21 protein-coding genes are annotated in these 22,227 nt (G+C 46.6%); 16 read left to right on the forward strand and 5 right to left on the reverse strand.

Annotated features, from left to right (window positions below; all coding sequences use genetic code 11):
• Nucleotides 1-55 precede the first annotated feature (55 nt).
• A complete protein-coding gene (locus SP90_RS05840; RefSeq protein ID WP_066853547.1) occupies nucleotides 56-646 on the reverse strand; it encodes a TrmH family RNA methyltransferase in 591 nt (196 codons plus the stop codon).
• A gap of 658 nt (nucleotides 647-1,304) precedes the next feature.
• Here SP90_RS05840 and SP90_RS05845 point away from each other — a divergent pair.
• The 6 genes from SP90_RS05845 to SP90_RS05870 all read left to right on the forward strand — a co-directional run bounded on the left by SP90_RS05845 (nucleotide 1,305) and on the right by SP90_RS05870 (nucleotide 8,863).
• The gene (locus SP90_RS05845; RefSeq protein WP_231895537.1) at nucleotides 1,305-2,750 is read left to right on the forward strand and encodes a sodium:proton antiporter; all 1,446 of its coding nucleotides are present in this window, start codon (nucleotides 1,305-1,307) and stop codon (nucleotides 2,748-2,750) included.
• A gap of 450 nt (nucleotides 2,751-3,200) precedes the next feature.
• A complete protein-coding gene (locus tag SP90_RS05850; protein ID WP_066853552.1) occupies nucleotides 3,201-4,646 on the forward strand; it encodes a sodium:proton antiporter in 1,446 nt (481 codons plus the stop codon).
• A gap of 425 nt (nucleotides 4,647-5,071) precedes the next feature.
• Nucleotides 5,072-6,499: a sodium:proton antiporter gene (locus SP90_RS05855; protein WP_066853724.1), complete on the forward strand. Its 1,428-nt coding sequence runs from the start codon at nucleotides 5,072-5,074 to the stop codon at nucleotides 6,497-6,499.
• A 214-nt stretch (nucleotides 6,500-6,713) separates the two neighbouring features.
• On the forward strand, nucleotides 6,714-7,370 hold the full coding sequence (gene cbiM / locus SP90_RS05860; protein ID WP_066853555.1) for a cobalt transporter CbiM: 657 nt from the start codon (nucleotides 6,714-6,716) through the stop codon (nucleotides 7,368-7,370).
• A 3-nt stretch (nucleotides 7,371-7,373) separates the two neighbouring features.
• On the forward strand, nucleotides 7,374-8,141 hold the full coding sequence (gene cbiQ, locus SP90_RS05865) for a cobalt ECF transporter T component CbiQ (protein ID WP_066853557.1): 768 nt from the start codon (nucleotides 7,374-7,376) through the stop codon (nucleotides 8,139-8,141).
• Complete coding sequence (locus SP90_RS05870; protein ID WP_066853559.1) at nucleotides 8,141-8,863, forward strand: energy-coupling factor ABC transporter ATP-binding protein; 723 nt, start codon at nucleotides 8,141-8,143, stop codon at nucleotides 8,861-8,863. The genes cbiQ and SP90_RS05870 overlap by 1 nt, the downstream gene beginning before the upstream one ends.
• 95 nt (nucleotides 8,864-8,958) lie before the next feature.
• Here the strand turns inward: SP90_RS05870 and SP90_RS05875 are convergent, their stop codons facing one another.
• The 4 genes from SP90_RS05875 to SP90_RS05885 all read right to left on the reverse strand — a co-directional run bounded on the left by SP90_RS05875 (nucleotide 8,959) and on the right by SP90_RS05885 (nucleotide 13,380).
• Nucleotides 8,959-11,340 (reverse strand): mechanosensitive ion channel family protein, encoded by a 2,382-nt coding sequence (locus tag SP90_RS05875; protein ID WP_066853561.1) that lies wholly within the window; start codon nucleotides 11,338-11,340, stop codon nucleotides 8,959-8,961.
• Nucleotides 11,341-11,509: 169 nt separating this feature from the next.
• Nucleotides 11,510-11,674, reverse strand: a complete 165-nt coding sequence (locus tag SP90_RS16705; RefSeq protein ID WP_197498765.1) for a hypothetical protein — start codon at nucleotides 11,672-11,674, stop codon at nucleotides 11,510-11,512.
• A gap of 62 nt (nucleotides 11,675-11,736) precedes the next feature.
• Nucleotides 11,737-12,768 (reverse strand): glycosyltransferase family 9 protein, encoded by a 1,032-nt coding sequence (locus SP90_RS05880; protein ID WP_066853563.1) that lies wholly within the window; start codon nucleotides 12,766-12,768, stop codon nucleotides 11,737-11,739.
• Nucleotides 12,769-13,380 (reverse strand): D-glycero-alpha-D-manno-heptose-1,7-bisphosphate 7-phosphatase, encoded by a 612-nt coding sequence (locus SP90_RS05885; protein ID WP_066853565.1) that lies wholly within the window; start codon nucleotides 13,378-13,380, stop codon nucleotides 12,769-12,771.
• Nucleotides 13,381-13,762: 382 nt separating this feature from the next.
• Between SP90_RS05885 and SP90_RS05890 the strand changes: the two genes are divergently transcribed.
• The 10 genes from SP90_RS05890 (at nucleotide 13,763) to guaB (ending at nucleotide 22,220) form a co-directional block, all read left to right on the forward strand.
• Nucleotides 13,763-14,806 (forward strand): hemolysin family protein, encoded by a 1,044-nt coding sequence (locus SP90_RS05890; RefSeq protein WP_066853567.1) that lies wholly within the window; start codon nucleotides 13,763-13,765, stop codon nucleotides 14,804-14,806.
• Between the two features lie 207 nt (nucleotides 14,807-15,013).
• Nucleotides 15,014-15,427, forward strand: a complete 414-nt coding sequence (locus SP90_RS05895) for a cytochrome c maturation protein CcmE (RefSeq protein WP_066853570.1) — start codon at nucleotides 15,014-15,016, stop codon at nucleotides 15,425-15,427.
• 73 nt (nucleotides 15,428-15,500) lie between these two features.
• A complete protein-coding gene (locus SP90_RS05900; RefSeq protein ID WP_066853573.1) occupies nucleotides 15,501-17,411 on the forward strand; it encodes a heme lyase CcmF/NrfE family subunit in 1,911 nt (636 codons plus the stop codon).
• Complete coding sequence (locus SP90_RS05905; RefSeq protein ID WP_066853575.1) at nucleotides 17,401-18,048, forward strand: ABC transporter ATP-binding protein; 648 nt, start codon at nucleotides 17,401-17,403, stop codon at nucleotides 18,046-18,048. Before SP90_RS05900 ends, SP90_RS05905 begins: the two co-directional genes overlap by 11 nt.
• A complete protein-coding gene (locus SP90_RS05910; protein WP_066853577.1) occupies nucleotides 18,042-18,719 on the forward strand; it encodes a heme exporter protein CcmB in 678 nt (225 codons plus the stop codon). The genes SP90_RS05905 and SP90_RS05910 overlap by 7 nt, the downstream gene beginning before the upstream one ends.
• A gap of 93 nt (nucleotides 18,720-18,812) precedes the next feature.
• A complete protein-coding gene (locus tag SP90_RS05915) occupies nucleotides 18,813-19,487 on the forward strand; it encodes a cytochrome c biogenesis protein (protein ID WP_066853579.1) in 675 nt (224 codons plus the stop codon).
• A gap of 59 nt (nucleotides 19,488-19,546) precedes the next feature.
• The gene (locus SP90_RS16870) at nucleotides 19,547-19,678 is read left to right on the forward strand and encodes a hypothetical protein (RefSeq protein WP_269449353.1); all 132 of its coding nucleotides are present in this window, start codon (nucleotides 19,547-19,549) and stop codon (nucleotides 19,676-19,678) included.
• 35 nt (nucleotides 19,679-19,713) lie between these two features.
• Nucleotides 19,714-19,848 carry a CcmD family protein gene (locus SP90_RS05920; RefSeq protein ID WP_066853581.1) on the forward strand — a complete coding sequence of 45 codons (135 nt, stop codon included), beginning with the start codon at nucleotides 19,714-19,716 and terminating at the stop codon, nucleotides 19,846-19,848.
• Nucleotides 19,841-20,416 carry a tetratricopeptide repeat protein gene (locus SP90_RS05925; protein WP_066853583.1) on the forward strand — a complete coding sequence of 192 codons (576 nt, stop codon included), beginning with the start codon at nucleotides 19,841-19,843 and terminating at the stop codon, nucleotides 20,414-20,416. The genes SP90_RS05920 and SP90_RS05925 overlap by 8 nt, the downstream gene beginning before the upstream one ends.
• A 346-nt stretch (nucleotides 20,417-20,762) precedes the next feature.
• Nucleotides 20,763-22,220, forward strand: coding sequence for an IMP dehydrogenase (guaB, locus tag SP90_RS05930; RefSeq protein WP_066853585.1), 1,458 nt, complete (start codon nucleotides 20,763-20,765; stop codon nucleotides 22,218-22,220).
• The last annotated feature ends 7 nt before the right edge of the window (nucleotides 22,221-22,227 follow it).

Raw genomic sequence — 22,227 nt, forward strand, 5'->3', positions numbered from 1 at the left:
CATGCAGGACAGCCCTTTTTCTTTTTTCAAATATATGTAGAGAAGAGTATTCTTACTAGCGTTCGAGCCAGTCTTCGAGAACTTCTTTGTACTCTTCATCTGTGTATGTCGGCTGATCATATTTACCAGCAATCTGGCGCTGTCTGGATGCTTCAGAAAGGATTACAGCAGCAGCTACAGATACGTTAAAGCTCTGGATCATACCGAACATTGGAATGTACACTTCACCGTCGGCAACTTCCACAAGCTCAGGGTCTGTGCCACGATGCTCATTACCCATAATAATAGCTACAGGCTCTGAAAGATCATAATCGCGGAGCGGTTTAGCACTTGGGGAACAGCTCGTAGCGAGAACCTTCATCCCTTTTGCACGCAAAGACTTCATAAGATCATCAGTATTATCGTGGCGCTCAGTATCCACCCATTTGCGTGCAGAAGCAGACGATTTATTTCCGAGCTTCGGAAACGGAGTATCTGTGTAGTAGAGATGCACCTTAGGCACACCAAAAGCATCACAGCTACGCAGGATAGCAGATACGTTGTGGGGGTCATGTACATTTGCCATAACCAGAGTCAGATCTTTCTGACGAAGTTGTAATACACGCTCAAGCTTTGCAGTTCGTTCAGGAGTTCTTTCTTTTGTCATCTGCACACCATATATCCATGCCCACCGGCATAGTTCCGGCAGCTAGTTTGTTGTTATTGTAATACTGTATGTTGCCGCACAATACACACTGACAACACTTTGTAATCATATGCTCATACGCAGCAATCACAAAAATTTTGTAGACCGTACAATCCAGCAGCACTTCAACCTAATATCCATTTTAGCTGCGGCATACGTTTCTTTCTTGTAATGTTGCGCGAGTTGGGTGTACAGCCTTTTGCAACTCTTGTCACGTAATGGAAACAAGGTGCATCCGCTGATAATTCGTATAGTTTCAGAAAAAACACTTTGAACACCTAATAAAGCGATTTTCAAAAATAAACAGAGTAACTTGCTGCAAATTATATTTTTTTGCACTGAATCTATTGAAATATGCATTATGTGCGAGTAAAAGAACCCCTTGTCTTCTAATCTAATCCAAAGAAGTTAGTAGATATATCATATCCTATTGAACCCACAAGCAATAGCCGAATGTCGATAGTTGTCTTTGTTTATTGAACATTCTGAAGATATATCTCGCTTTGTATCTTTTTGATACACAATTTGTATGAAGGAGTCTTACGCTGTGTTTACCTTTTTGAAATCTAAAGTTTTTTCAAGCCTTAGCCTTGCATTAGCAGGATTGTTGCTTCCTGCCATGGCTTTTGCTTCTGCTTCTGCAGGCGCACCGCATCTTGATGGTGCTTCTCTTTCCGCGTTATGGGTTGTTCCATTCGCGTGTATGTTGCTTTCCATTGCAATCGGTCCAATTGCTGCGCCACACTTCTGGCACAGTCACTTTGGTAAAATTTCTGTATTCTGGGCGCTTTGCTTCCTCGTGCCTTTCACTATGGCGTACGGTTTCTCCCTTGCGTTATACGAAGCACTGCACGCACTTCTGCTTGAATACATCCCGTTTATCGTACTGCTCCTCGCACTGTTTACAGTAGCAGGCGGCGTTCGCCTTAAAGGTAGCCTTGTGGGCACTCCGCTTGTGAACACAGTAATCCTGCTCATCGGTACCCTGCTTGCAAGCTGGATGGGTACTACCGGTGCTGCAATGCTTCTCATTCGTCCACTTCTTCGTGCGAATGCGCATCGTAAATTTAAAGTACACACCGTTGTATTCTTCATCTTCCTCGTAGCAAACATCGGTGGTTCCCTTACTCCTCTTGGTGACCCACCACTCTTCCTCGGCTTCCTGAAAGGTGTTTCCTTCTTCTGGACCACTACTCACATGCTGCCGCTCATGCTGTTTGCTGCTACTATCCTTCTTGCTGTTTACTTCGGTCTTGATACTGTTCTCTTCGCTAAAGAAGGCAAGCCAGTACCTGCTACCGAGTGTTGCGAAGAAGAGACAAAAGAAGCTGTTAAAGGCCGCTGCCGTTTCGAAAACGGTCGTCAGGTATACGACTGCGGTGCAGGTCCTAAACTTGCTCTCGACGGTAAAGTTAACCTCATTCTGCTCCTCGGCGTTATCGCAGCTGTACTTATGTCCGGCATGTGGAACCCGCATGTAAGCTTCAACGTCTACCATGTACATGTTGAACTGCAGAACGTTATCCGTGATATCATTCTCCTGATTATCACAGGTCTTTCCCTTAAACTTACTGACGACGAAAGCCGCCGCCTCAACGACTTCAACTGGTTCCCGATTCTTGAAGTTGGCAAACTCTTCATCGGTATCTTCATGTCCATGATTCCAGCTATCGCTATCCTGAAAGCTGGTGAGAATGGTGCTCTTGCTTCTGTAATCAACATGGTTACCAGCAACGGCGAGCCTGTAAACGTAATGTACTTCTGGCTCACCGGTATCCTTTCTTCCTTCCTGGACAACGCACCTACCTACCTCGTGTTCTTTAACACCGCTGGTGGCGACGCAGTTCACCTTATGGGCGACATGGCAAGCACCCTGCTTGCTATCTCCGCTGGTGCTGTATTCATGGGTGCTAACACCTACATCGGTAACGCACCGAACTTCATGGTTCGTTCCATTGCTGAAGATCAGGGCGTAAAAATGCCTAGCTTCTTCGGGTACATGGCATGGTCCTTCGGTATCCTTATCCCTCTCTTCGTTCTTATCACCTTTGTCTTCATCGCATAGACTCAGGCTTGAATGATTCTAACGCCCCTGCGCACAGCGCAGGGGCGTTTTTTATTGCTTTACTATCAGCCGATAGCCATGTTTTTATCCCCGTTAAATCAAAAGCCCGCACCTCTTATCGACCAGAACAAGCACATACTATCTCAACCAGCCACTGACAGAACTCACGCATCACCAAAATCAAGGCGTCATAACGTCCCATCAGCCTCCTCAATCACTAAGGTAAGCCACTTCCTTTTTATGCATTTTTTAAAAGCACTTTGTTTGATTGACAAACAATTTCCGTTTAGTTAGAGAATCAAACTGTTCAATTCTGTTCACCTTAACAAACGCGCTCTGCACGTAAAAGTGAACGCCGAACAGCATGGTACTTTTTTGTTAATGTACCTTACCCACGTAAATTGATTTGATTTTTAATAACGCTTGAATTGCTGAAAGGAATTTCAAAAAATGTTGAAGTGTAATCCTTACCTTCTGCTGGTAAAAACGCTCACAGTTATTGCCACGTTACTGCTTCCATGCGCTGTGTTTGCAGCTTCCGCAGGTGCACCGCATCTCGACGGAGCAGCGCTTTCCAGCTTGTGGGTTCTGCCATTTGTCTGCATGCTGCTTTCGATTGCAGTATTGCCGTTAGTTGCGCCACACTTCTGGCACAGCCACTTTGGCAAGATTTCTTTATTCTGGGCTCTTTGTTTTCTTATCCCGTTTACTCTTAAATTCGGCTTCTCGCTTGCTCTATATGAAACATTACATGCGCTTTTATTAGAGTATGTTCCGTTCATTATTCTTCTGTTAGCACTCTTTACAGTTGCAGGTGGTGTGCGTCTTACTGGAACTCTGGTAGGCACACCAATTGTGAACACACTTCTTTTACTGATCGGAACCGCACTTGCCAGCTGGATGGGAACAACCGGTGCTGCAATGCTTCTCATTCGTCCACTTCTTCGTGCGAATGCACACCGTAAGTATAAGGTTCACTCTGTTGTTTTCTTCATTTTCCTTGTTGCAAACATCGGTGGTTCCTTAACTCCGCTTGGTGACCCGCCACTCTTCCTTGGCTTCCTGCAGGGTGTGGACTTCTTCTGGACAACAAGCCATATGCTGCTTCCAATGCTTGTTGCGGCATCAATTCTCACCATCGTATACTTCTTTATTGATACATACTTGTTCAATAAAGAGGGTCGTCCAGCTCCTGAAAATGTGGATGCTTCCAGCTCTGAAAAGTTAGGTTTGGAAGGCAAAGTAAACCTTCTTCTCCTGCTCGGTGTCATCGGCGCGGTACTTCTCTCCGGTATGTGGCATCCGAATATTGAATTCAACGTATACTACGTACATGTTGAGTTGCAGAACCTTGTCCGAGATCTGCTTCTCCTTTGTATCACTGGCCTTTCCTTAAAACTCACCAGTGATGAAAGCCGCAGATTGAACGATTTTAACTGGTTCCCGATTATAGAAGTGGGTAAACTCTTCATCGGCATTTTCCTGTCCATGATTCCAGCAATCGCTATCCTGAAAGCTGGCGAGAACGGTGCTCTTGCTTCTGTAATCAACATGGTTACCAGCAACGGCGAGCCTGTAAACGTAATGTACTTCTGGCTCACCGGTATCCTTTCTTCCTTCCTGGACAACGCACCTACCTACCTCGTGTTCTTTAACACCGCTGGTGGTGATGCTGCACACCTCATGGGCGACATGGCGAGCACCCTGCTTGCTATCTCCGCAGGTGCTGTATTCATGGGTGCTAACACCTACATTGGTAACGCACCTAACTTCATGGTTCGAGCCATTGCGGAAGATCAGGGTGTGAAAATGCCTAGCTTCTTCGGCTACATGGCTTGGTCCTTCGGTATTCTTATTCCTACCTTCATTCTCATTACCGTTATCTTTATTTCATAACTTCGAGATTGGATGATTGTAACGCCCCTGTACTCTGCGCAGGGGCGTTTTTTTATTTGTATAAAAAAGCCTTCTTTTTTCTCAAAAAACATGTATTTCAAGGAATTACACCGAAAGACACCTGCACACCAAAATGATTGACTATTCAAATAATATCAAACCCTTAAAACAAAAAACTGATTGCGCAACATGATCGTTTTTTACAAAAACACAATATTGTGTTTGGATTTCATCAAAATATCCTTTCAAACTTACATTTTCATCAAGCTCAGAAAAAACAATCTATCTCCCAAAGCAAGCGCTAACATGCAGAACACGTTGACTCTTTCTCGAAAAGCATAGTATGCGCGAAAGCTAAATCAGTTTTTATAAAACGCTGGGATTGATAAAAGGAGTTTGAGTTTATGTTGATGGGTAAACCTTCTATGCTGTTTGCAAAATTGCTTACAGTCGTTGCAACGCTTCTCCTGCCGTGCGTTGCTTTTGCTTCCGCTGCTTCAGGCGGCCCGCACCTTGATGGTGCGTTGCTGTCCGGCTTCTGGGTTATTCCTTTTGCATGCATGCTGCTTTCTATTGCTGTTTTTCCACTGCTTGCACCGCACTTCTGGCATAGCCACTTTGGTAAAATTTCCATGTTCTGGGCACTGTGTTTTTTAGTTCCGTTCACTATAAAGTTCGGCTTCTCGCTGGCATTATATGAAACTCTGCATGCGCTGCTGCTCGAATACTTTCCGTTCATCATCCTGCTTTTGGCACTCTTTACCGTAGCTGGTGGTGTACGCCTTACAGGCACCCTTGTGGGCACCCCGCTTGTAAACACACTTATCCTTATCATCGGTACTGCTCTTGCCAGCTGGATGGGAACAACCGGCGCTGCAATGCTGCTCATCCGTCCCCTTTTGCGTGCCAATGCACACCGTAAACACAAAGTTCACACCGTTGTATTTTTCATTTTCCTTGTGGCAAACATCGGTGGTTCCCTTACTCCACTCGGTGACCCGCCACTCTTCCTCGGTTTCTTGCAGGGTGTTGCCTTCTTCTGGACAACAACCCACATGCTTGTACCAATGCTCTTTACCGTAACCATTCTTACAGGCGTCTACTTCCTGCTCGACAACTACTTCTTCGGTAAAGAAGGACGACCGACCCCTGAAGGACTGGATGCTTCCAACACCGAGAAACTCGGTCTCGAAGGTAAAGTTAACCTTATCCTTCTCCTTGGCGTAATCGGCGCTGTTCTGCTTTCCGGTATGTGGCATCCGCACGTAACATTCGACGTTTACCATGTTCCTGTTGAACTGCAGAACCTCACCCGTGACGTGCTGCTTCTGGTTATCACCGGTCTTTCTCTCAAACTCACAGATGATGAAAGCCGCATTAAAAACGACTTTAACTGGTTCCCTATTGTGGAAGTAGGTAAGCTGTTTATCGGTATCTTCCTCTCCATGATTCCGGCAATTGCCATCCTCAAAGCAGGTAAAGACGGAGCGCTTGCATCTGTGATCAACCTTGTGACAGGAGCAAACGGCGAGCCTGTAGATGTTATGTACTTCTGGCTTACCGGTCTGCTTTCCTCATTCCTTGATAACGCGCCGACCTACCTTGTGTTCTTTAACACTGCCGGTGGTGACGCTGTGCACCTCATGGGTGAGATGGCAAGCACACTTCTTGCCGTTTCTGCCGGTGCGGTTTTCATGGGAGCCAATACCTACATCGGTAACGCACCAAACTTTATGGTACGTTCCATTGCGGAAGATCAGGGCGTTACAATGCCTAGTTTCTTCGGTTACATGGCATGGTCCTTTGGTATTCTTATCCCGACCTTTGTTATGGTTACCTTTGTATTCTTCTAAATCGACCTTAACTTCAAAAGCCCTCCGGTATGTCCGGAGGGCTTTTTTTGTTAGCATCCTGCTTGTCACAAGAAAACTGTCGATCACTTTTGTGCCTCTATTCCAGTGCTTTTTATCGCGTGTCATTTTTTTAAATTCGTAACACGTTGACGATACCCTTCCCTGAATGGTATCAAACAGCAATCCAATAACCTTACATCCACTGGAAAAGATTATGCACATAGCCGAAGGTGTTCTTCCTCCTGTTATTCTTGCTTCCTGCGCCGCTTTATCCGCAGCCGGAGTCTGTATCGGAGTTAAGAAACTTGATTACGACCGTCTTATGACTACAGCTATTCTTTCGGCTTCATTCTTTGTGGCTTCGCTTATCCACATTCCCATTGGCCCTGTATCCGGTCATCTCATACTGAATGGCCTGCTGGGGTTACTTCTTGGATGGGTTGCTTTTCCAGCCATTCTTGTAGCGCTGGTGCTTCAAGCGATTCTCTTTCAATTCGGGGGCATCACAAGCCTTGGTGTCAATACTCTCAACATGGCATTACCACCGGTAATCTGCTTCTATATTTTCCGACCAATGCTTACTAACGGCTCCACTTCACTACGGTTTGCAGCCTTCTTCTGTGGATTTACCGCTGTTGCGCTCTCTGCAATTTTTACATCTGGCACACTGGCACTGGGCGGAGACAACTTTATCAACTCTGCAAAAATCCTGCTGGCATCAAGCGTTCCTGTCATGATTATTGAAGGGCTTATCACCGCAGTTGTTGTGAGTTTTATTGCTAAAGTCAGCCCGCAATTGTTCCCGTTTACTATCAATACTCCACAGGCATCTCCAACCACACAATCAGCTGCAAGCTCAACTGCTGAGTAATCTATGACGCTTGAATCATTTGCTGAAGGTACAAGCCCGCTGCATTCTATGGATGCGGCTGCCAAGCTTGTCGCAGCTACAATATTTTCTGTCTGCACAGCGTTGTTAACAACCATAGAAGCAGCCTGCGGTGCCTTGCTTATCGGCTTACTGCTACTTGGCATTGCAAAACTGTCTGCACGCACACTGGCAAAACGCTTGCTGTTTGTTAACGCTTTTATCGCATTCCTTTGGCTTACCCTTCCGGTATCAACAGCCGGAACACCCTTATATTCATGGAATGGATTTACCGTTACCCATGAAGGTATTCACATAGCACTACTGATTACACTCAAGTCCAATGCGATTGTTACGGCGTTTATCGCGCTGCTTGCCACATCCAACATTACTGATATTGGTACTGGTCTAGCTAAACTCCGTGTACCACAAAAACTCAGCTTACTCTTCTTGTTCACATGGCGCTATCTCCACGTTATTCTTGAAGAGTATAAGCGCCTGTCTACCGCCGCAACGCTGCGTGGTTTTGTCCCTGGAACAAACAGCCATACATATAAAACCTATGCGAATCTTATCGCAATGGTGCTCATTAAAAGCCATGACAGGGCTGAACGGGTTTCCAACGCCATGAAGCTTCGCGGCTTCAATGGCACATTCCACACTCTGTACACCAGGCAGTCTTCACCTTTTGACTCAATATCAGCCTGTATCATTGCACTTTCCGGCATTGCGCTGCTCGCAGCCGATCATTTCCAGATTATGGAGTTACTCTAATGTCTACCCCGCTACTCTCATTGACAGATATTCATTACATATATGCAGGTACTGCAACACCTGCACTTTCCGGGGCAGACCTTGAACTGACGTCTTCATCTCGTCTTGGAATGCTTGGACACAACGGCAGCGGCAAAACAACTCTCTTCCTTACAGCTATGGGAATACTCAAACCGTCAAAAGGAACTATCACCTATGCCGGAACCCCTCTTGTGCACGAAAAAGACTTCCGCACATTACGGGCTGAAATCGGCTACCTTTTTCAGCGATCAGATGATCAACTTTTTTCACCAACCGTTATTGATGACATCGCGTTCGGCCCTCTCAACTTAGGAAAAACTCCAGATGAGGCCCTTAGCATTGCAGCCGACACGCTCTCCATTGTCGGACTCCAAGGTTTCGAGCACCGGATAACGCACAAGCTTTCAGGCGGTGAAAAAAAAATGGTTGCCCTTGCCTCTGTTCTGGCAATGCAACCTAAAGCACTTCTTCTGGATGAGCCTACCAACGACCTTGATCCGGCAACACGTGAACGATTAATTACAATCCTTGCCGATCTCGACCTTGCACTCTGCATTATTTCACACGACTGGGATTTTCTGGATAAAACCTGCACAAGTTTTCTGAATGTAGAAAACGGCACAACCAAGCCTGCAGAATGTATCCCGCACACACATGTGCACACACATCAAGGCGGAAATGTAGCTCATAAGCATGACTAGCCTTCCGGAGAGTCCTGCACTTTTTTTCTCTCGTCAAAGCCCCTTAGAGGGCTTTTTCAGACGCTACATTTTACGGCACAGCTCTACTCAAAAGACTACGTAGTTCCTTTCGTCTGCGCTGCGGCATTTTCATCAGCCATATTCTGTGCTGCGGCAGAAAGCTCTTTCTGTTGTTCAGGGGTTAAATTCGCACCTTCCGGAACATGAACCCCCACTGTCGGCCGTGCGAATTCAATGCCTTCCTCTTTGAATATCTTGCGCATCTTATCGTAAACAACTTTTCGTATGCTCCACTGCCCGCCCGGTTTTGTCATAAACTTCACGCGCATCCGCAGACCGTATTGCTCAATTGACTTAACGCCTTGAGATTTAATGTCATCAAGCAAGAGTGCATCCAGTTCAGGATCCTCACGAACTTCCTTATTAATCCGTTTCATTATCTGCTTAATTTTTTTCACATCCGTATCAAAAGGAACAAGATACGGAAGCTTCATTATTGCAAACCCGCGGGACATATTCGTAACAAAGCTGATAGTCCCAAACGGGATTGTATAGAGTGCCCCACGTGGGTGACGAAGTTTTAAAGCACGTATTGAAATTTCTTCCACAGTACCCATGGACTGCCCGATTTCAATGTAGTCATTCACACGAAACGCATCGTCCATCAGGAAGAATATGCCCGAGATAATATCTTTGACGAGTGTCTGTGCGCCAAACCCGATGGCAAGACCGAACACACTGGCACCGGCAAGTAACGGAGTTATATCTATCCCCAGTGAAGACAGGATGATGAGCGAGACAACCACCACCAAAAATCCGAACAAAAACTTGCGGAACAATTGAAGCAATGTCGCAAACCTGTCTCCGCCAGCACCACCGCCTTCTCCACCGGTCTCAGCCTCTTCAGTACCGTGCGAATTAATTTTACGTTCAATGGCAACGCTGATGAATGCCCACACCATATACGCAACAACCACTGTAAACAAAATGCCTATAAATGATTGAGCCGTCTGTAATCCTAATCGAACAGGTACCCCCCACATGAAGAGCAGCCACATGAACAGAACCAGAAAAATGGCAATGCGGAAACTGGTCTTCAAAATATTCTGAAAACGTACTGCAGAAAGAAGGTGTGAACCGGAACCATGTATCTCTTCTGCCCCAGCCTGCTCCTTTTCGATGATAAGAGACGCAGTACCACCTGATGCCGCCTCCTCTATACTCCCCGCCTGCACTTCTTCATCTCCTTGCTCACCTTTCTCAATTTGCGCAGAGTCCAGTGCCGCTCCTTCCACAACTTCCGGCTGACATGAACCAGTCTGCAACGCCATAACACTCATACAATCAACAAGCTGCTGTGCCAGCCAATTCGCCACACAATACGCCGGAACGCTCAATATGGTTGCAACAGCTGGAATAACAGCACTGGAGCCACGAACCATCAGTATAACCAGCCAGAACATCCACCCGATAAATAAAGCCGTTATCAGCATAACATGCCAGATGCCTGCAAGCTGATAACGTAAAGAGCCTTCCTGCGTATTCTTACGCAAAGTTTCAGTACCGTTACGGGCTTCCCATATAATCAGCAGTGAGATGCCACACAGGACTAAAAAGCTGGTAATAGCAAGGGACAACAGATACCAGCGTTCTGCTTCTCCTTGTAAAAGAATGAGAAAGGAAATCAGTAAGCCTAGTGCACCTATACGACTTATCCATTGCGTCCATGTATACACCGTCATGGCTGTCTGATTTGAAAGAGGAAGGTACCGGAGACCTTCTGCCTTCGGAACCAGAACAAAACGTGAAAGCAAACCCACAAGGTCAACAATGACCACTGCGATAAACCATGAGATGATAATCGGCTTGGCTTCGCTGCTTTGCTCGTAATAGATAAGATACACAACCAAAATTACAACACTTGAAAGCACAATGCCCATCAAGTCGATACCTGCCCGCATGCCAAGGCGCGATATCTTTCTAAAAAATCCCCATTCTCTAGGTGTCGTCTCTATTATACCGCGTAACTTTCGTGTCTTGCGTCGATACGCAAGGCGTACTCCAAGCCATAGAAGGGATAAAAAGAGCAGCCCCCTGGCAAGACCCGCAAGTGGTACTTTTCCGCTGCCGCTGACTGCGTCGTACAACACATCAGGCATATCCTGCACTGTCTTTGCTGCATCGCCAAACAGGTATTCGTATCTGTCATGCACTCTTGCGAGCATTGCAGAAAAGGATGCAGCAAAGGTTATATCCGGTTTTGCCGCAGCAGTAGCTGCAGCTTCTTTTCTGAGTTCATTGATAAGCAATGCACGCACCTGTTCATCACTCATTCCCGCAAGGATGGCGTCCACCTGCTCACTTGTCGCATTGGCAGGAATCTGCGGTGTCGGCTCCGCTGCCCTACTGATATTCACAAGCAGGCACCCAAGAATAATTAGAACCAGCGCAATAACAATTTGATTACGTATACTCACGGTACTCTCCTGATCATTATCCTGTAATCATACTCCTTTTTCAGCTTTTATTCCCATGACATAAAAAAAGAGCAGAATCTGAGATTCTACTCTTTTTACCGTCCCATGGTTACGTTGCTATGAACTCAGCATGACGTAATCCATATTTATTGTACGGAATGCGACAACATTATTTCTTTTTTAACGGCTTACCACAGCACTGTAACGGCACAGAGCAGTGCTGATCCATCTCACCGTCATTTTTGCAAGCACATGTCTTTTCCACCTTGATTTCCAGATGGCATGAACTGCAATAGTAAATGTCGCCTTTCTTCATTTCATTACAAATTGCCATAAAATCCTCCTTGGAATTGTGAGCAGTGTAGCACAATCAAGGGGACAATGGAGTGTATACTTTTACGTTGTAAACAGCTTTTTGCTTGCATCCGCCCATACCATTTCAGGGGTAATGGAATGCATGCATTTAAAATGGCCTTCAGGACATGTCTTTGGCCCGTGCAAACCACATGGACGACACTCCAAGGAAGTTTCAAGAACAGTCGAAGATTCACCACGCGGATAGAATCCAAGTTCACGAACTGTCGGGCCAAAAATGGCAGTCACCGGTGTACGCTGTGCCCATGCAATATGCATCGGCCCTGAATCATTTGTGACATAACAGTTCAGCTTATTAAGAAAGGCAGCAAGATTAACCAACGTCAGTGCACCGGAAAGGTCAATAAGCCTATCAGAATCCTCTACACCGCTTTTGGTAATTACCTCCTGCGCCATGGACTCTTCGCCCGGCCCTGCAAACACCATGACCTGCGCTCCAGCATCAATAGCTTTTGCTACAACCTCTGAGTAATATTCAGCAGGCCAGCGTTTAGTTGCCCATACAGAACCAGGATGCACGCCAAGAACTGGTGCCGTAATATGCTTTTCCCAAAACGCATCTGCTTCGTCATATCCTGCCTGAGGCAATACCATTTCCGGCCATTCGAGCGTGTCAGTAATAGACAGAGGCTTCACCAGCTGCATAAGCCTGTCTATTTCTTCCAGCTCTGAAAATTTTCTATCTACGGTTGTGGTGTAGAGCCAGTTATTAAACAACGGTCTGTTATACCCGATACGGGTATGCGCTGAAGTCCAACGCGCAATCACACCGCTCCGCAAACTGGTATGGGCAGAAATCCACAGGGAATACTTTTTCTTTGCCAGTTCCCGTCCATAGCTCATTGCAGCAAAAATAGATTTCTGTGAACCGCGTTTATCGTACGCATATACGTTATCCAGTTCCGGCTGAGCAGAAAAAAGAGACTCCACACCTTTGCGGACATAAAAATCAACCGGAGAATCAGGAAATGCAGCTTTAACCGTACGGATGAGCGGCAACGTGAGAACTGCATCTCCTAAAAAGGCAGTATTCCAGATTCCTATTCTGCCCATTTAGACAGCCCCTTTTGCAAACTCATCTGTAATCCACCGGGATGCTGCAGAAAGATCTTTCGCCACAGCAAGAGTCCAGCCATTTTCTGTGGATACTGTTATGTAGCCTGTGGTCTCATCAACTTCCGGCAATTCGAGTTTTTGACGTTCTTTTTCACCTTTACCGGTGAGAACAAGAATAGAGGCGGCTAATCCAGCATTTTTACCAAGATCAACATCTGCCTGCTTATCACCGATCATGACAGATTCTTCTGCCGCCAATCCGTACATGTCTTTCAACTGATTCCACATGCCGATGTTTGGCTTACGACAATCACATTCGTCCTCAGGAGCGTGCGGACAGTACACAGTATCTTCAATCATGGCACCAAACAGCTCTGCAAGTTCATCTAATCGCACTGTGCAGGCATGCAGATCATCTTCTGAAAAATACCCGCGACCTATACCGGACTGATTCGTCAAAACATACAGGCGCATTCCAGCCTGCTGCAATGCAGCCAGCGCTCTGCCTCCGTCAGGAACAAGCTCCACTCCTTCAGGGTCAGATAAGTAATGTTTATCTACAATCACAGTGCCGTCACGATCGAGCAGTATATTTTTAATCTGCGCCATTTATTTTTTCCCTGAGTTTCTGTTATCAGTTATACTGGATTAGCGTTCGCGACTCTTTCGCACGGCATTCTATTTTTTGCAAGAAAATGAGGCGCAGATCACATTTTGCATCACTATTTCATGGTAGAATCTGCTACCTTCGAGAAACATAACATGAATCTCAGACAGTTTTTACACCGTAAGTATATTGCTATCTCCCCAGTAAGTTAATAATAATAACATGTACCGGAGCCAATAGGCCACTCCTGTCAGCGCTTAGGAGTCACTTCCGAGTCCCTGCGCGACAACGTCTGCTGGACTGAAAACGCTTCCTACGCATCGCATCACCAGTCGCAGACAGACCAATATCCGATACTGTTTTTACTTTATCCGAAGGAACTACATGTTTGAGTTAATCACCGCCGTAACATTTTCAATCATAATTTCGGCAACGTGCTCTATTACTGAGGCAATTTTATATTCTGTTCCGTGGAGCCATATAGAGCAGCTCCGAAACTCCGGCTCAAAAGTCGGTAGTACTCTTTTTAAACTCCGCAGCGATGTTGAACGCCCTATTACGGCGATTCTTACACTTAATACTGTTGCTAACACTGCTGGTGCAACTCTGGCAGGTGCCGCGTTCACAAAGGTCTACGGCCCTGACCTTATGCCGTATTTTGCCATATGTTTTACCATCAGCATCCTGCTTTTTTCAGAGATTCTGCCTAAAACAATCGGCGTATCTTACGCACGGCAGCTCAGCTCGTTCATCGCAAAGCCATTAAGTTTTCTGGTGTTCATGCTCACTCCTGTCATTTATGTCTGCTCATGGATGACACGAAAACTCACTCCGTCGCACACGGAACCAAATGCAACAGAAGAAGATATCCGCGCCATTGTAAGCATGTCCAAGCGCGCCGGTGAAATCGAGCAGAGTGAAGCTGATTCCATCCAGAATATTCTCTCACTTGATAACAAGCACGTGCACGAGGTCATGACTCCCCGCACGGTTATCTTTACCCTACCTGTTGCGCTCAGCGTCAAAGAAGCGCAGCAAGAACTGGATATTAAACATTACAGTCGTATTCCTGTGTACGCTGATGACAACGAAGATATTGTCGGCATTGTCATGCGTCGCAGAATATTTGAAGAACTTGCCGCAGGCCGCACCGAAACAAAACTGTCGGAACTCATGCGACCGGTACATTTTGTCCTTGATTCTGTTACACTTGATAAAGTGCTCAGAAACTTTCTCGAACGGCGGGATCACCTTTTTGTAGCCATTGATGAATATGGTGGCGTCAGCGGGGTCGTTTCGCTTGAGGACGTTCTTGAGGAAATTCTGGGTAAAGAAATTGTGGATGAAACGGACAGAGTTGATGACATGCAGCTTCTTGCAAGGAACAAAAGAAAACAACTTGGTAAGAGCAAATTGCCTAAACACTAATAGTAATATATAGCAAATAAGACAAACTACTGTGCCTGATTTCCCTTTTTCTGCTGAAGAACGGAAAAGGTACGGCATATGTCCAAAACTATTTGTTGCAATGAAGCACCAAACCAATTATTCGGAAAAGGCATCTGAACCGGGGGAGAAAGGCTCAGATTGCACGGACATTTTCAGTCCATAAACCCGACACTGTCAGGAGACACTATGGCCAAGAAAAACGGAAAAAGCGTATATATTGCTGCCCTACTGCTTTTTTTAGGCGGTTTGGGGTATTTGCTTTTCACCGGTTTTTCACAGAACAGCGTATACTTCCTCGAAGTTTCCGAGGCTTTGGCAATGACACCGGATCAGCTTGGTTCTGCCCGCCTTTTCGGCACCGTTAAGGCAGACAATATCAAGCGTCATGAGGAGGGTCTGGGAGTCAACTTCATTCTTGAAGATGCCAATGACAAGAGTCTTGTATTACCTGTTGTGTTCAAAGGCGCCGTACCGGATACATTTAAAGCCGGTGCCGAAGTCATTGTTGAAGGTAATATTGATGACGCCACAAAGGCGTTTCAAGCTCGTACGCTTATGACTAAATGTCCATCGAAGTACGAAAAGAAAAACAGGGAATAACCGGCTGCACACCGGTATTACATTCTCTGGTACTACTTCCCCCATCTTGCCGTATATCGGCTGAAGGAGCATTATGCATCTCTTAGCATTTTTGCTGCTGGTGGCGTCTTTGCTGTTTGCCATTGGCTTCGGCGCTGCCGCTGCATTGCAGATTTGGCAGGGACGCTCTACCCTGCTGCACTGGATTGAAAAATCACAGATGATGATCACAACGCTCATCACTGTCAGTTCTTTTATCCTGTTATGGGCACTGGTTAACTTTGATTTTTCAAACTACTATGTTGCAAGTTACACCAGTCTCGATCTTCCTCTTTTCTACCGCGTTACTGCTTTCTGGGCAGGACAGGCAGGGTCTTTGCTTTTCTGGGCATGGTCTGTTGCTCTGTGCGGTATCATTTTCCTTTACACCAACGCGTATCAAGCGCTTTCAGACGGCACAAAAATGTGGTTCTGGATGCTCTTTCTTACGTTTATCGGCTTCTTCTTATTCCTGTTGACCACATGGTCCAACCCGTTTCTCCTCATCAGTCCGGTTCCGGCTGATGGTAACGGCTTGAACCCGCTCCTGCAGAATCCGGGTATGATTTTCCCCCCGCCGCTTCTGTTCCTTGGTTATGGTGGATTCACTATTCCAAGCTGCCTTGCACTTGCACAGGCTCTTAACAGAAAGCAACCAAATGAAGGCAGTTGGACAGACGCTTCCCGCAACATGATCCTGTTTGCGTGGCTTAACCTTACCGCAGGTATTATTCTCGGTTGCTGGTGGTCATACATGGAACTGGGCTGGGGTGGCTACTGGGCATGGGATCCTGTGGAGAACGCATCCCTTATCCCATGGCTCGTAGGGTCTGCATTCCTGCACACCTCTGTTATCGAATCCCGCCGTGGTAAGCTGCACAGAACAAACACATTCCTTGTAGCGCTCACTACCATTTCTGCTGTATTTGCAACGTACCTTGTACGCAGTGGCGTAGTTGAATCGCTGCATGCTTTCGGTGACGGTGGCGTTGGCACACCGCTGCTCATTTTTGTTCTCTTCTTTACAGCGTTATCCTTGTTTGCTTCGATCACCAGCAAAAATCCTAATGCACGACCAATGGCAGAGCTCTTCAGCCGTGAAGGTCTCTTACTGGTTGCTGCATGGTTCCTTATTGCGCTTGGCGTTATCATCCTCATTGCGACAATGTGGCCAGTATTCTCCAAGTTCTTTACAGAAAACCCGCAAGGACTTGATCAGCAATTCTACAACAAAGTCTGTATGCCGCTGGCAGCTATCATTTCAGTACTGTTAATGATCTGCCCGTGGATGAAATGGAAAGGTGGCGTTAAAAGCGGCATCATGCTTGGTGTAGTAACCGCTGTATTTATCGCTACTGGTGCCGCAATGTATTTTGCCGGTTACCAGATTCCTGTTTCCATTCTTGCTGTCGGCTCTGCTGCCGGGTGTATTGCAGGCATTGTTCTTCTGTTTGCAACTGACCCTGCCGCCCGTAACAACCGAGCTATCGGCGCGTATGGTGTACACCTTGGTGTCGCACTTATCGTTATCGGCATCGCATTTTCAGGTCCGTACAAAAAAGAAATTCAGACGCAGATCAGCCGTGGCGAAACCGCGACTCTCGAAGAATACACGTTCAAGTACAAACAGCTGTACGAAGGTGAAGCACGAGAATACATTTTCCTTCAGGCTGAGATCGACGTCTATGAAGACGGCAAGTTGCTAGGCACACTTGAGCCGCAGCGCCGTCTGTATCATAAATTCGGTAAAAACAGATCCTTTGCAGAAGTATCCCTGATCCCGTCCCTTGGTGAAGAGATTTACTCTTCCCTCCTTGGTGCAGATGCCAACGGTAACATCACTGTGACCCTGAGCATTGAGCCGATGGTTAACTGGTTCTGGATTGGCGGTACCCTTATGTGTCTCTTCCCGTTCATCGGGTTCACCCGATTCCGCAAATCTGAAAAGGTAACGGATGCTGCTTAAACTGGACAAGGTTGCCAAATTGTATGGCAACCGTCTGATTATCAAGGATGTTTCCTGCACTATAGAACCGGCCACTGTAACATTGCTTGCCGGTCCTAACGGTGCGGGTAAATCAACCTTGCTGAAGATTATGGCAGGACTTTCCGAGCCTACTGCTGGAAAAGTCGAGCTGAATGTAGAAAATGACAACATCGGGTATGTCGGTCACCAGACTTTCATCTATCCGGACTTGTCTGCCATTGAAAACTTGTCTTTCTGGTCTTCCCTGCATGGAAAGAAAACAGATGAAAAGACACTGCTTGCCGCACTCGACCGTGTTGAGTTGAAACGCTTTGCGTTTGAACGTGCTGGTTGCTTTTCCCGCGGCATGGCACAGCGACTGAATCTTGCTCGCGTCTTCTTGCTCCAGCCTTCCCTTATCCTGCTTGATGAGCCGGGTACAGGGCTTGATGTCCGCTCAATGGGTATCTTGCATAATGAAATCGCTGCTGCAAAAAAACGTGGTGCAGGACTCGTATGGATCAGCCACTCTGTTGCTTCCGACCTTGTGCGCGCAGATATGGTACTTGCAATCCGCGACAAGCAGGTTGAGTACTTTGGCGAAGCACAGGACTACACACCGGAGGCAGTATGCTAAAGGCTGCTGTTTCAATCGCTGCAAAAGACCTTAAGCTTGTGCTTGCACGAGGCACAGGTCTTATTCAGGCTCTCCTACTCGGCTTGCTGCTTATCTTTGTTTTCAGCTTGTCCCAGCAAATTGGTGAAAAAATGAGTGCACAGGCTGCGGCCGCCATTTTCTGGCTGGCATCAGTCTTCTGTCAGGTACTTGTTTTCAATACATTATTCAGCCTCGAAGAACAAAACGGCGCTCGTTTTGGCCTACTCCTTTCACCTGCACCGGTGCAGGCTGTCTGGATAGGCAAAGCGCTTGGCGGATTTGTTCTTCTGCTCTGTGCACAGGCAGTATTTTTACCGGCAACAATTGTCTTCCTTGGTCAATCTGTATCCCACCTGTGGCATATCGGACTGGCAATGCTCATTGCCATTGATCTTGGACTGATATTGCTCGGTGCTCTGCTTGGCGCACTTTCACAGGGACAGGCAGCAAAAGAGTCTTTACTCTCCATTATCCTGTTCCCGTTGCTTATTCCTATTCTTCTTGCAGGCGTACGTATCGGCTCCGCTACATTTTCCGGTATTATTCCGGAAGGTTTCGGCGACTGGCTGGGTATAGCCTGTGCGTTTGACGCACTGTTCGGTGCTGCGGGGCTCTTGCTCTTCGGCTTTATCTACAGTGGCGAAGAATAATAACGCAACACATACTATAAAGACATTGTCAGTAACTGAAGGTTGTTATTATACAAACCTCAGATACACAGATAAACAGTTACAGAGGATATGATGCGAACAAAATGGATAGCACCAGTGGCACTTGCAGCCGCACCGGCAATGGCATTCTGCCAGTACCTCATCTACGAGTATGCCCCTGTCGAACAGGTTATGGGCATTGTACAAAAGGTGTTCTACACTCATTTGCCGCTGGCGTGGTGGTCACTCTTCAGCTTCTTCTGCGTATTCATTGCCTCCATCCTGTACTTGAAAACCCGCAACCGCTTCTGGGATAATTTCGCAGCAGCATCCGCTGAAGTAGGTGTTCTTCTCAGCGGGCTGGCTCTTGTTACAGGTATGATCTGGGGACGCCACAGTTGGGGTGTCTGGTGGACATGGGACCCGCGTCTTACCACAACTCTTGTTATGTGGTTTGTTTACGCTGGCTACCTTATTCTACGCTCCATGTCGCTCTCAGCCGAACGCAAAGCTGTTGTCAGCTCTGTTGTCGGCATTGCAGCATTCATTGACGTCCCTCTCGTATTCCTTTCCGCCCGCCTCTGGCGCTCCATCCACCCAGCCGTTTTCAACAGCAAAACAGGGGGACTGGAGCCGGAAATGAAATTGACTGTTATCACATGTGTTATCTGCTTTGGTCTTGTATGGGCTGTTCTTGTGGGACTTCGTTCCTCACAGATGGCGCTGTCAGACCGTATAGACAACCTGACAACACACGACGAAATATAACTATCTGTCTGAACTGAGTTACAACGGTACTACCAATGAACATGCCTAGCTGGTTATTCATGACGAACATTGCAGTTATTATCAGCACAATTTGCTTCGGCTTTATTTGTGCCGCATTGATCGGTATCCGTTCATCAAAGGTTGCCAGAGCAGATAGAATAGAAGAATTAACACCTCAATATAAAAAATAACTGCCTGAATTTAGCAGGCACCAAGGAGATTCATCATGGAAAGCTCCAACTGGCTCCTCATGGCTAACGTTGCAGTTTGGGTTGGCATTGCAGGCTACCTCTTCGTTATCGCTCGCAAACACTGTGAGTTGAGCAAACGTGTCCGCCAAATGGAGATCATTAATGACTAATGCTCCAGGAAAGCAGCCGAATACGGCTGCAAAAATAGTCCTCGCAGCAATCCTGCTGGGATTTGTTGCAATGCTTGTGACATCGGGTATCTACCGTACCAGCAACCCGAGCCTCACTAAATTTGTCCAGTCCCGTAATGCCGGTTCCGGCGAAGCTAAGACTGACAACTCAGCACACATTGCGGATCTTATGGGTAAACTCAAAACAGATCCGAACAACGTAAAGCTGATTGAAGAAATCGCCCAACACTTTATGGAAGACGGCGAATACAGTCAGGCGCGAAAATTTATTCAGCGTGGCATAACAGCCAAGCCGGGTAATGCACACCTGTTCTATATGCTTGGCATGGCAAACTTTAAGCTGGAAAGTTACACAAAGGCCGCCAAAGCATTTGAAACATCATTGTCTCTGGAAGACGACCCTTCTGCCCGATACAATCTCGGTGTACTGCTTAAGTACTATCTGGATAAACCTGCTGAAGGCAAAATACAGTTCCAGAAAATTCTCGAGTCCGGTGCCGGAAGTGATCTTAAAGCTGCAGCACAAAAAGAGCTCGACGAGAAATAATATGCTTATGTTACCGTAAGATACAAAGCGCATTGCACCTGCAATGCGCTTTTTTTATAGCAGGCACAAAACAGCTCTGAACGTATCTGTCTCATGCTGTATCAGAGTATATTTTCTGACTATTATGCTATAGTGCCTGTGAGATCGGTTTCACTAGCAATAAAAAATATAATCAACCGTTGACATAGCACCCAAGGGCGCATACGCTAACGGGATTACCTAAAGTACTATCCGCCTATGTGAATAGGAAAGAAAGTACTGTACCTCCAGGCCGGTTAAATGCGTGAATTTACGCTACTGTGGCCTTTTTTAATAGCTACCCAAAAATAATTTGGAGACCCACACCATGAGCGTAATCTTAGGCAAAGCACTGACTTTTGACGACGTGTTGCTTCTTCCTGGTTATTCAGAAGCCACGCCGGATCAGGTGGAAATTTCCACCCAGCTCACTAACTCCATCGCGTTGAACATCCCAATGATTTCAGCTGCAATGGATACTGTCACCGAATCTGATATGGCTATCGCAATGGCCAGACACGGTGGCATCGGTGTTGTTCACAAAAACATGCCGCTTGAGCAGCAGTGCCTTGAAGTAGAAAAGGTTAAAAAATCCGAATCCGGAATGATCCTTGACCCTGTAACTGTAGAGCCGTCCCTCACCATCACACAGGCTCTTGAAGTTATGTCTACTTACAGAATTTCCGGCCTTCCTGTCGTTGAAAACGGCAACCTTGTCGGTATTATTACCAACCGTGACGTACGCTTTGTCGACAATCCGGACACTACCCTTGTTTCTGAAATGATGACCAAAGACAAGCTGGTGACAGTTCCTGTGGGCACTACCTTAGAGCAGGCCAAAGAGCATCTCCATAAGCACCGTATCGAAAAACTGCTCGTGGTTGATGCAGAAAACCACCTGCAGGGTATCATCACCATGAAGGATATTGAAAAAGAAATTAAATATCCTAAGGCATGTAAAGATGAGAACGGTCGTCTCCGTGTTGCTGCAGCACTCGGAGTAGGAGCAGATTGTAAAGAGCGCGCACAGGCTCTTCTTGATGCTGGCGCAGATGTTCTTGTTCTTGACTCAGCACACGGTCACTCCAAAAACATTCTTGATGCTGTACAATCTATCCGCACCTCCTTCCCTGAAGCGCAGATTATTGCAGGTAACGTTGCAACCTACGAAGGTGCAAAGGCTTTATTCGAAGCTGGCGCAGACACCGTTAAGGTTGGCATCGGCCCTGGCTCCATCTGCACTACTCGTATTGTTGCGGGCGTTGGTGTTCCACAGATTACAGCGGTTCAGGAATGCTGCAAGGCAGCCAAAGAATTTGGCCGTCACATTATTGCTGACGGTGGCATCAAGTACTCCGGCGACATCGTGAAAGCGTTGTGTGTCGGTGCATCTTCCATCATGATCGGTTCCCTCTTCGCAGGTACAGACGAATCTCCTGGTGAAACTGTTCTTTATCAGGGTCGTCGCTACAAAAACTACCGTGGAATGGGTTCCATCGATGCAATGAAAGCTGGTAGTTCTGATCGTTACTTCCAGGAAAAAAGCAAGAAGCTTGTTCCTGAAGGTATTGTTGGACGTGTGCCGTACAAAGGCCCTGTTCAGGACTCCATCCACCAGCTTTTAGGTGGCCTTCGCTCCGGCATGGGCTACATTGGCGCAAAAACTATTGCTGACATGCCGGAAGTTTCCAAAATGGTTGAAATTTCCGCAGCAGGTCTTCGTGAATCCCATGTTCACGACGTAATTATTACGAAAGAAGCTCCCAACTACCGAGTTGAGAACTAATTTCTCT

Origin of the sequence: Halodesulfovibrio spirochaetisodalis, assembly GCF_001672295.1 — a bacterium.
GTDB lineage: Bacteria > Desulfobacterota > Desulfovibrionia > Desulfovibrionales > Desulfovibrionaceae > Halodesulfovibrio > Halodesulfovibrio spirochaetisodalis.

What these genes read in the sequence shown, in the direction of transcription:
- SP90_RS05840 (WP_066853547.1), bottom strand. Translation starts at nt 646, where the DNA reads ATGACAAAAGAAAGAACTCCTGAACGAACTGCAAAGCTTGAGCGTGTA.
- SP90_RS05845 (WP_231895537.1), top strand. Translation starts at nt 1,305, where the DNA reads ATGGCTTTTGCTTCTGCTTCTGCAGGCGCACCGCATCTTGATGGTGCT.
- SP90_RS05850 (WP_066853552.1), top strand. Translation starts at nt 3,201, where the DNA reads ATGTTGAAGTGTAATCCTTACCTTCTGCTGGTAAAAACGCTCACAGTT.
- SP90_RS05855 (WP_066853724.1), top strand. Translation starts at nt 5,072, where the DNA reads ATGCTGTTTGCAAAATTGCTTACAGTCGTTGCAACGCTTCTCCTGCCG.
- cbiM (WP_066853555.1), top strand. Translation starts at nt 6,714, where the DNA reads ATGCACATAGCCGAAGGTGTTCTTCCTCCTGTTATTCTTGCTTCCTGC.
- cbiQ (WP_066853557.1), top strand. Translation starts at nt 7,374, where the DNA reads ATGACGCTTGAATCATTTGCTGAAGGTACAAGCCCGCTGCATTCTATG.
- SP90_RS05870 (WP_066853559.1), top strand. Translation starts at nt 8,141, where the DNA reads ATGTCTACCCCGCTACTCTCATTGACAGATATTCATTACATATATGCA.
- SP90_RS16705 (WP_197498765.1), bottom strand. Translation starts at nt 11,674, where the DNA reads ATGGCAATTTGTAATGAAATGAAGAAAGGCGACATTTACTATTGCAGT.
- SP90_RS05880 (WP_066853563.1), bottom strand. Translation starts at nt 12,768, where the DNA reads ATGGGCAGAATAGGAATCTGGAATACTGCCTTTTTAGGAGATGCAGTT.
- SP90_RS05885 (WP_066853565.1), bottom strand. Translation starts at nt 13,380, where the DNA reads ATGGCGCAGATTAAAAATATACTGCTCGATCGTGACGGCACTGTGATT.
- SP90_RS05890 (WP_066853567.1), top strand. Translation starts at nt 13,763, where the DNA reads ATGTTTGAGTTAATCACCGCCGTAACATTTTCAATCATAATTTCGGCA.
- SP90_RS05895 (WP_066853570.1), top strand. Translation starts at nt 15,014, where the DNA reads ATGGCCAAGAAAAACGGAAAAAGCGTATATATTGCTGCCCTACTGCTT.
- SP90_RS05900 (WP_066853573.1), top strand. Translation starts at nt 15,501, where the DNA reads ATGCATCTCTTAGCATTTTTGCTGCTGGTGGCGTCTTTGCTGTTTGCC.
- SP90_RS05905 (WP_066853575.1), top strand. Translation starts at nt 17,401, where the DNA reads ATGCTGCTTAAACTGGACAAGGTTGCCAAATTGTATGGCAACCGTCTG.
- SP90_RS05910 (WP_066853577.1), top strand. Translation starts at nt 18,042, where the DNA reads ATGCTAAAGGCTGCTGTTTCAATCGCTGCAAAAGACCTTAAGCTTGTG.
- SP90_RS05915 (WP_066853579.1), top strand. Translation starts at nt 18,813, where the DNA reads ATGCGAACAAAATGGATAGCACCAGTGGCACTTGCAGCCGCACCGGCA.
- SP90_RS16870 (WP_269449353.1), top strand. Translation starts at nt 19,547, where the DNA reads ATGACGAACATTGCAGTTATTATCAGCACAATTTGCTTCGGCTTTATT.
- SP90_RS05920 (WP_066853581.1), top strand. Translation starts at nt 19,714, where the DNA reads ATGGAAAGCTCCAACTGGCTCCTCATGGCTAACGTTGCAGTTTGGGTT.
- SP90_RS05925 (WP_066853583.1), top strand. Translation starts at nt 19,841, where the DNA reads ATGACTAATGCTCCAGGAAAGCAGCCGAATACGGCTGCAAAAATAGTC.
- guaB (WP_066853585.1), top strand. Translation starts at nt 20,763, where the DNA reads ATGAGCGTAATCTTAGGCAAAGCACTGACTTTTGACGACGTGTTGCTT.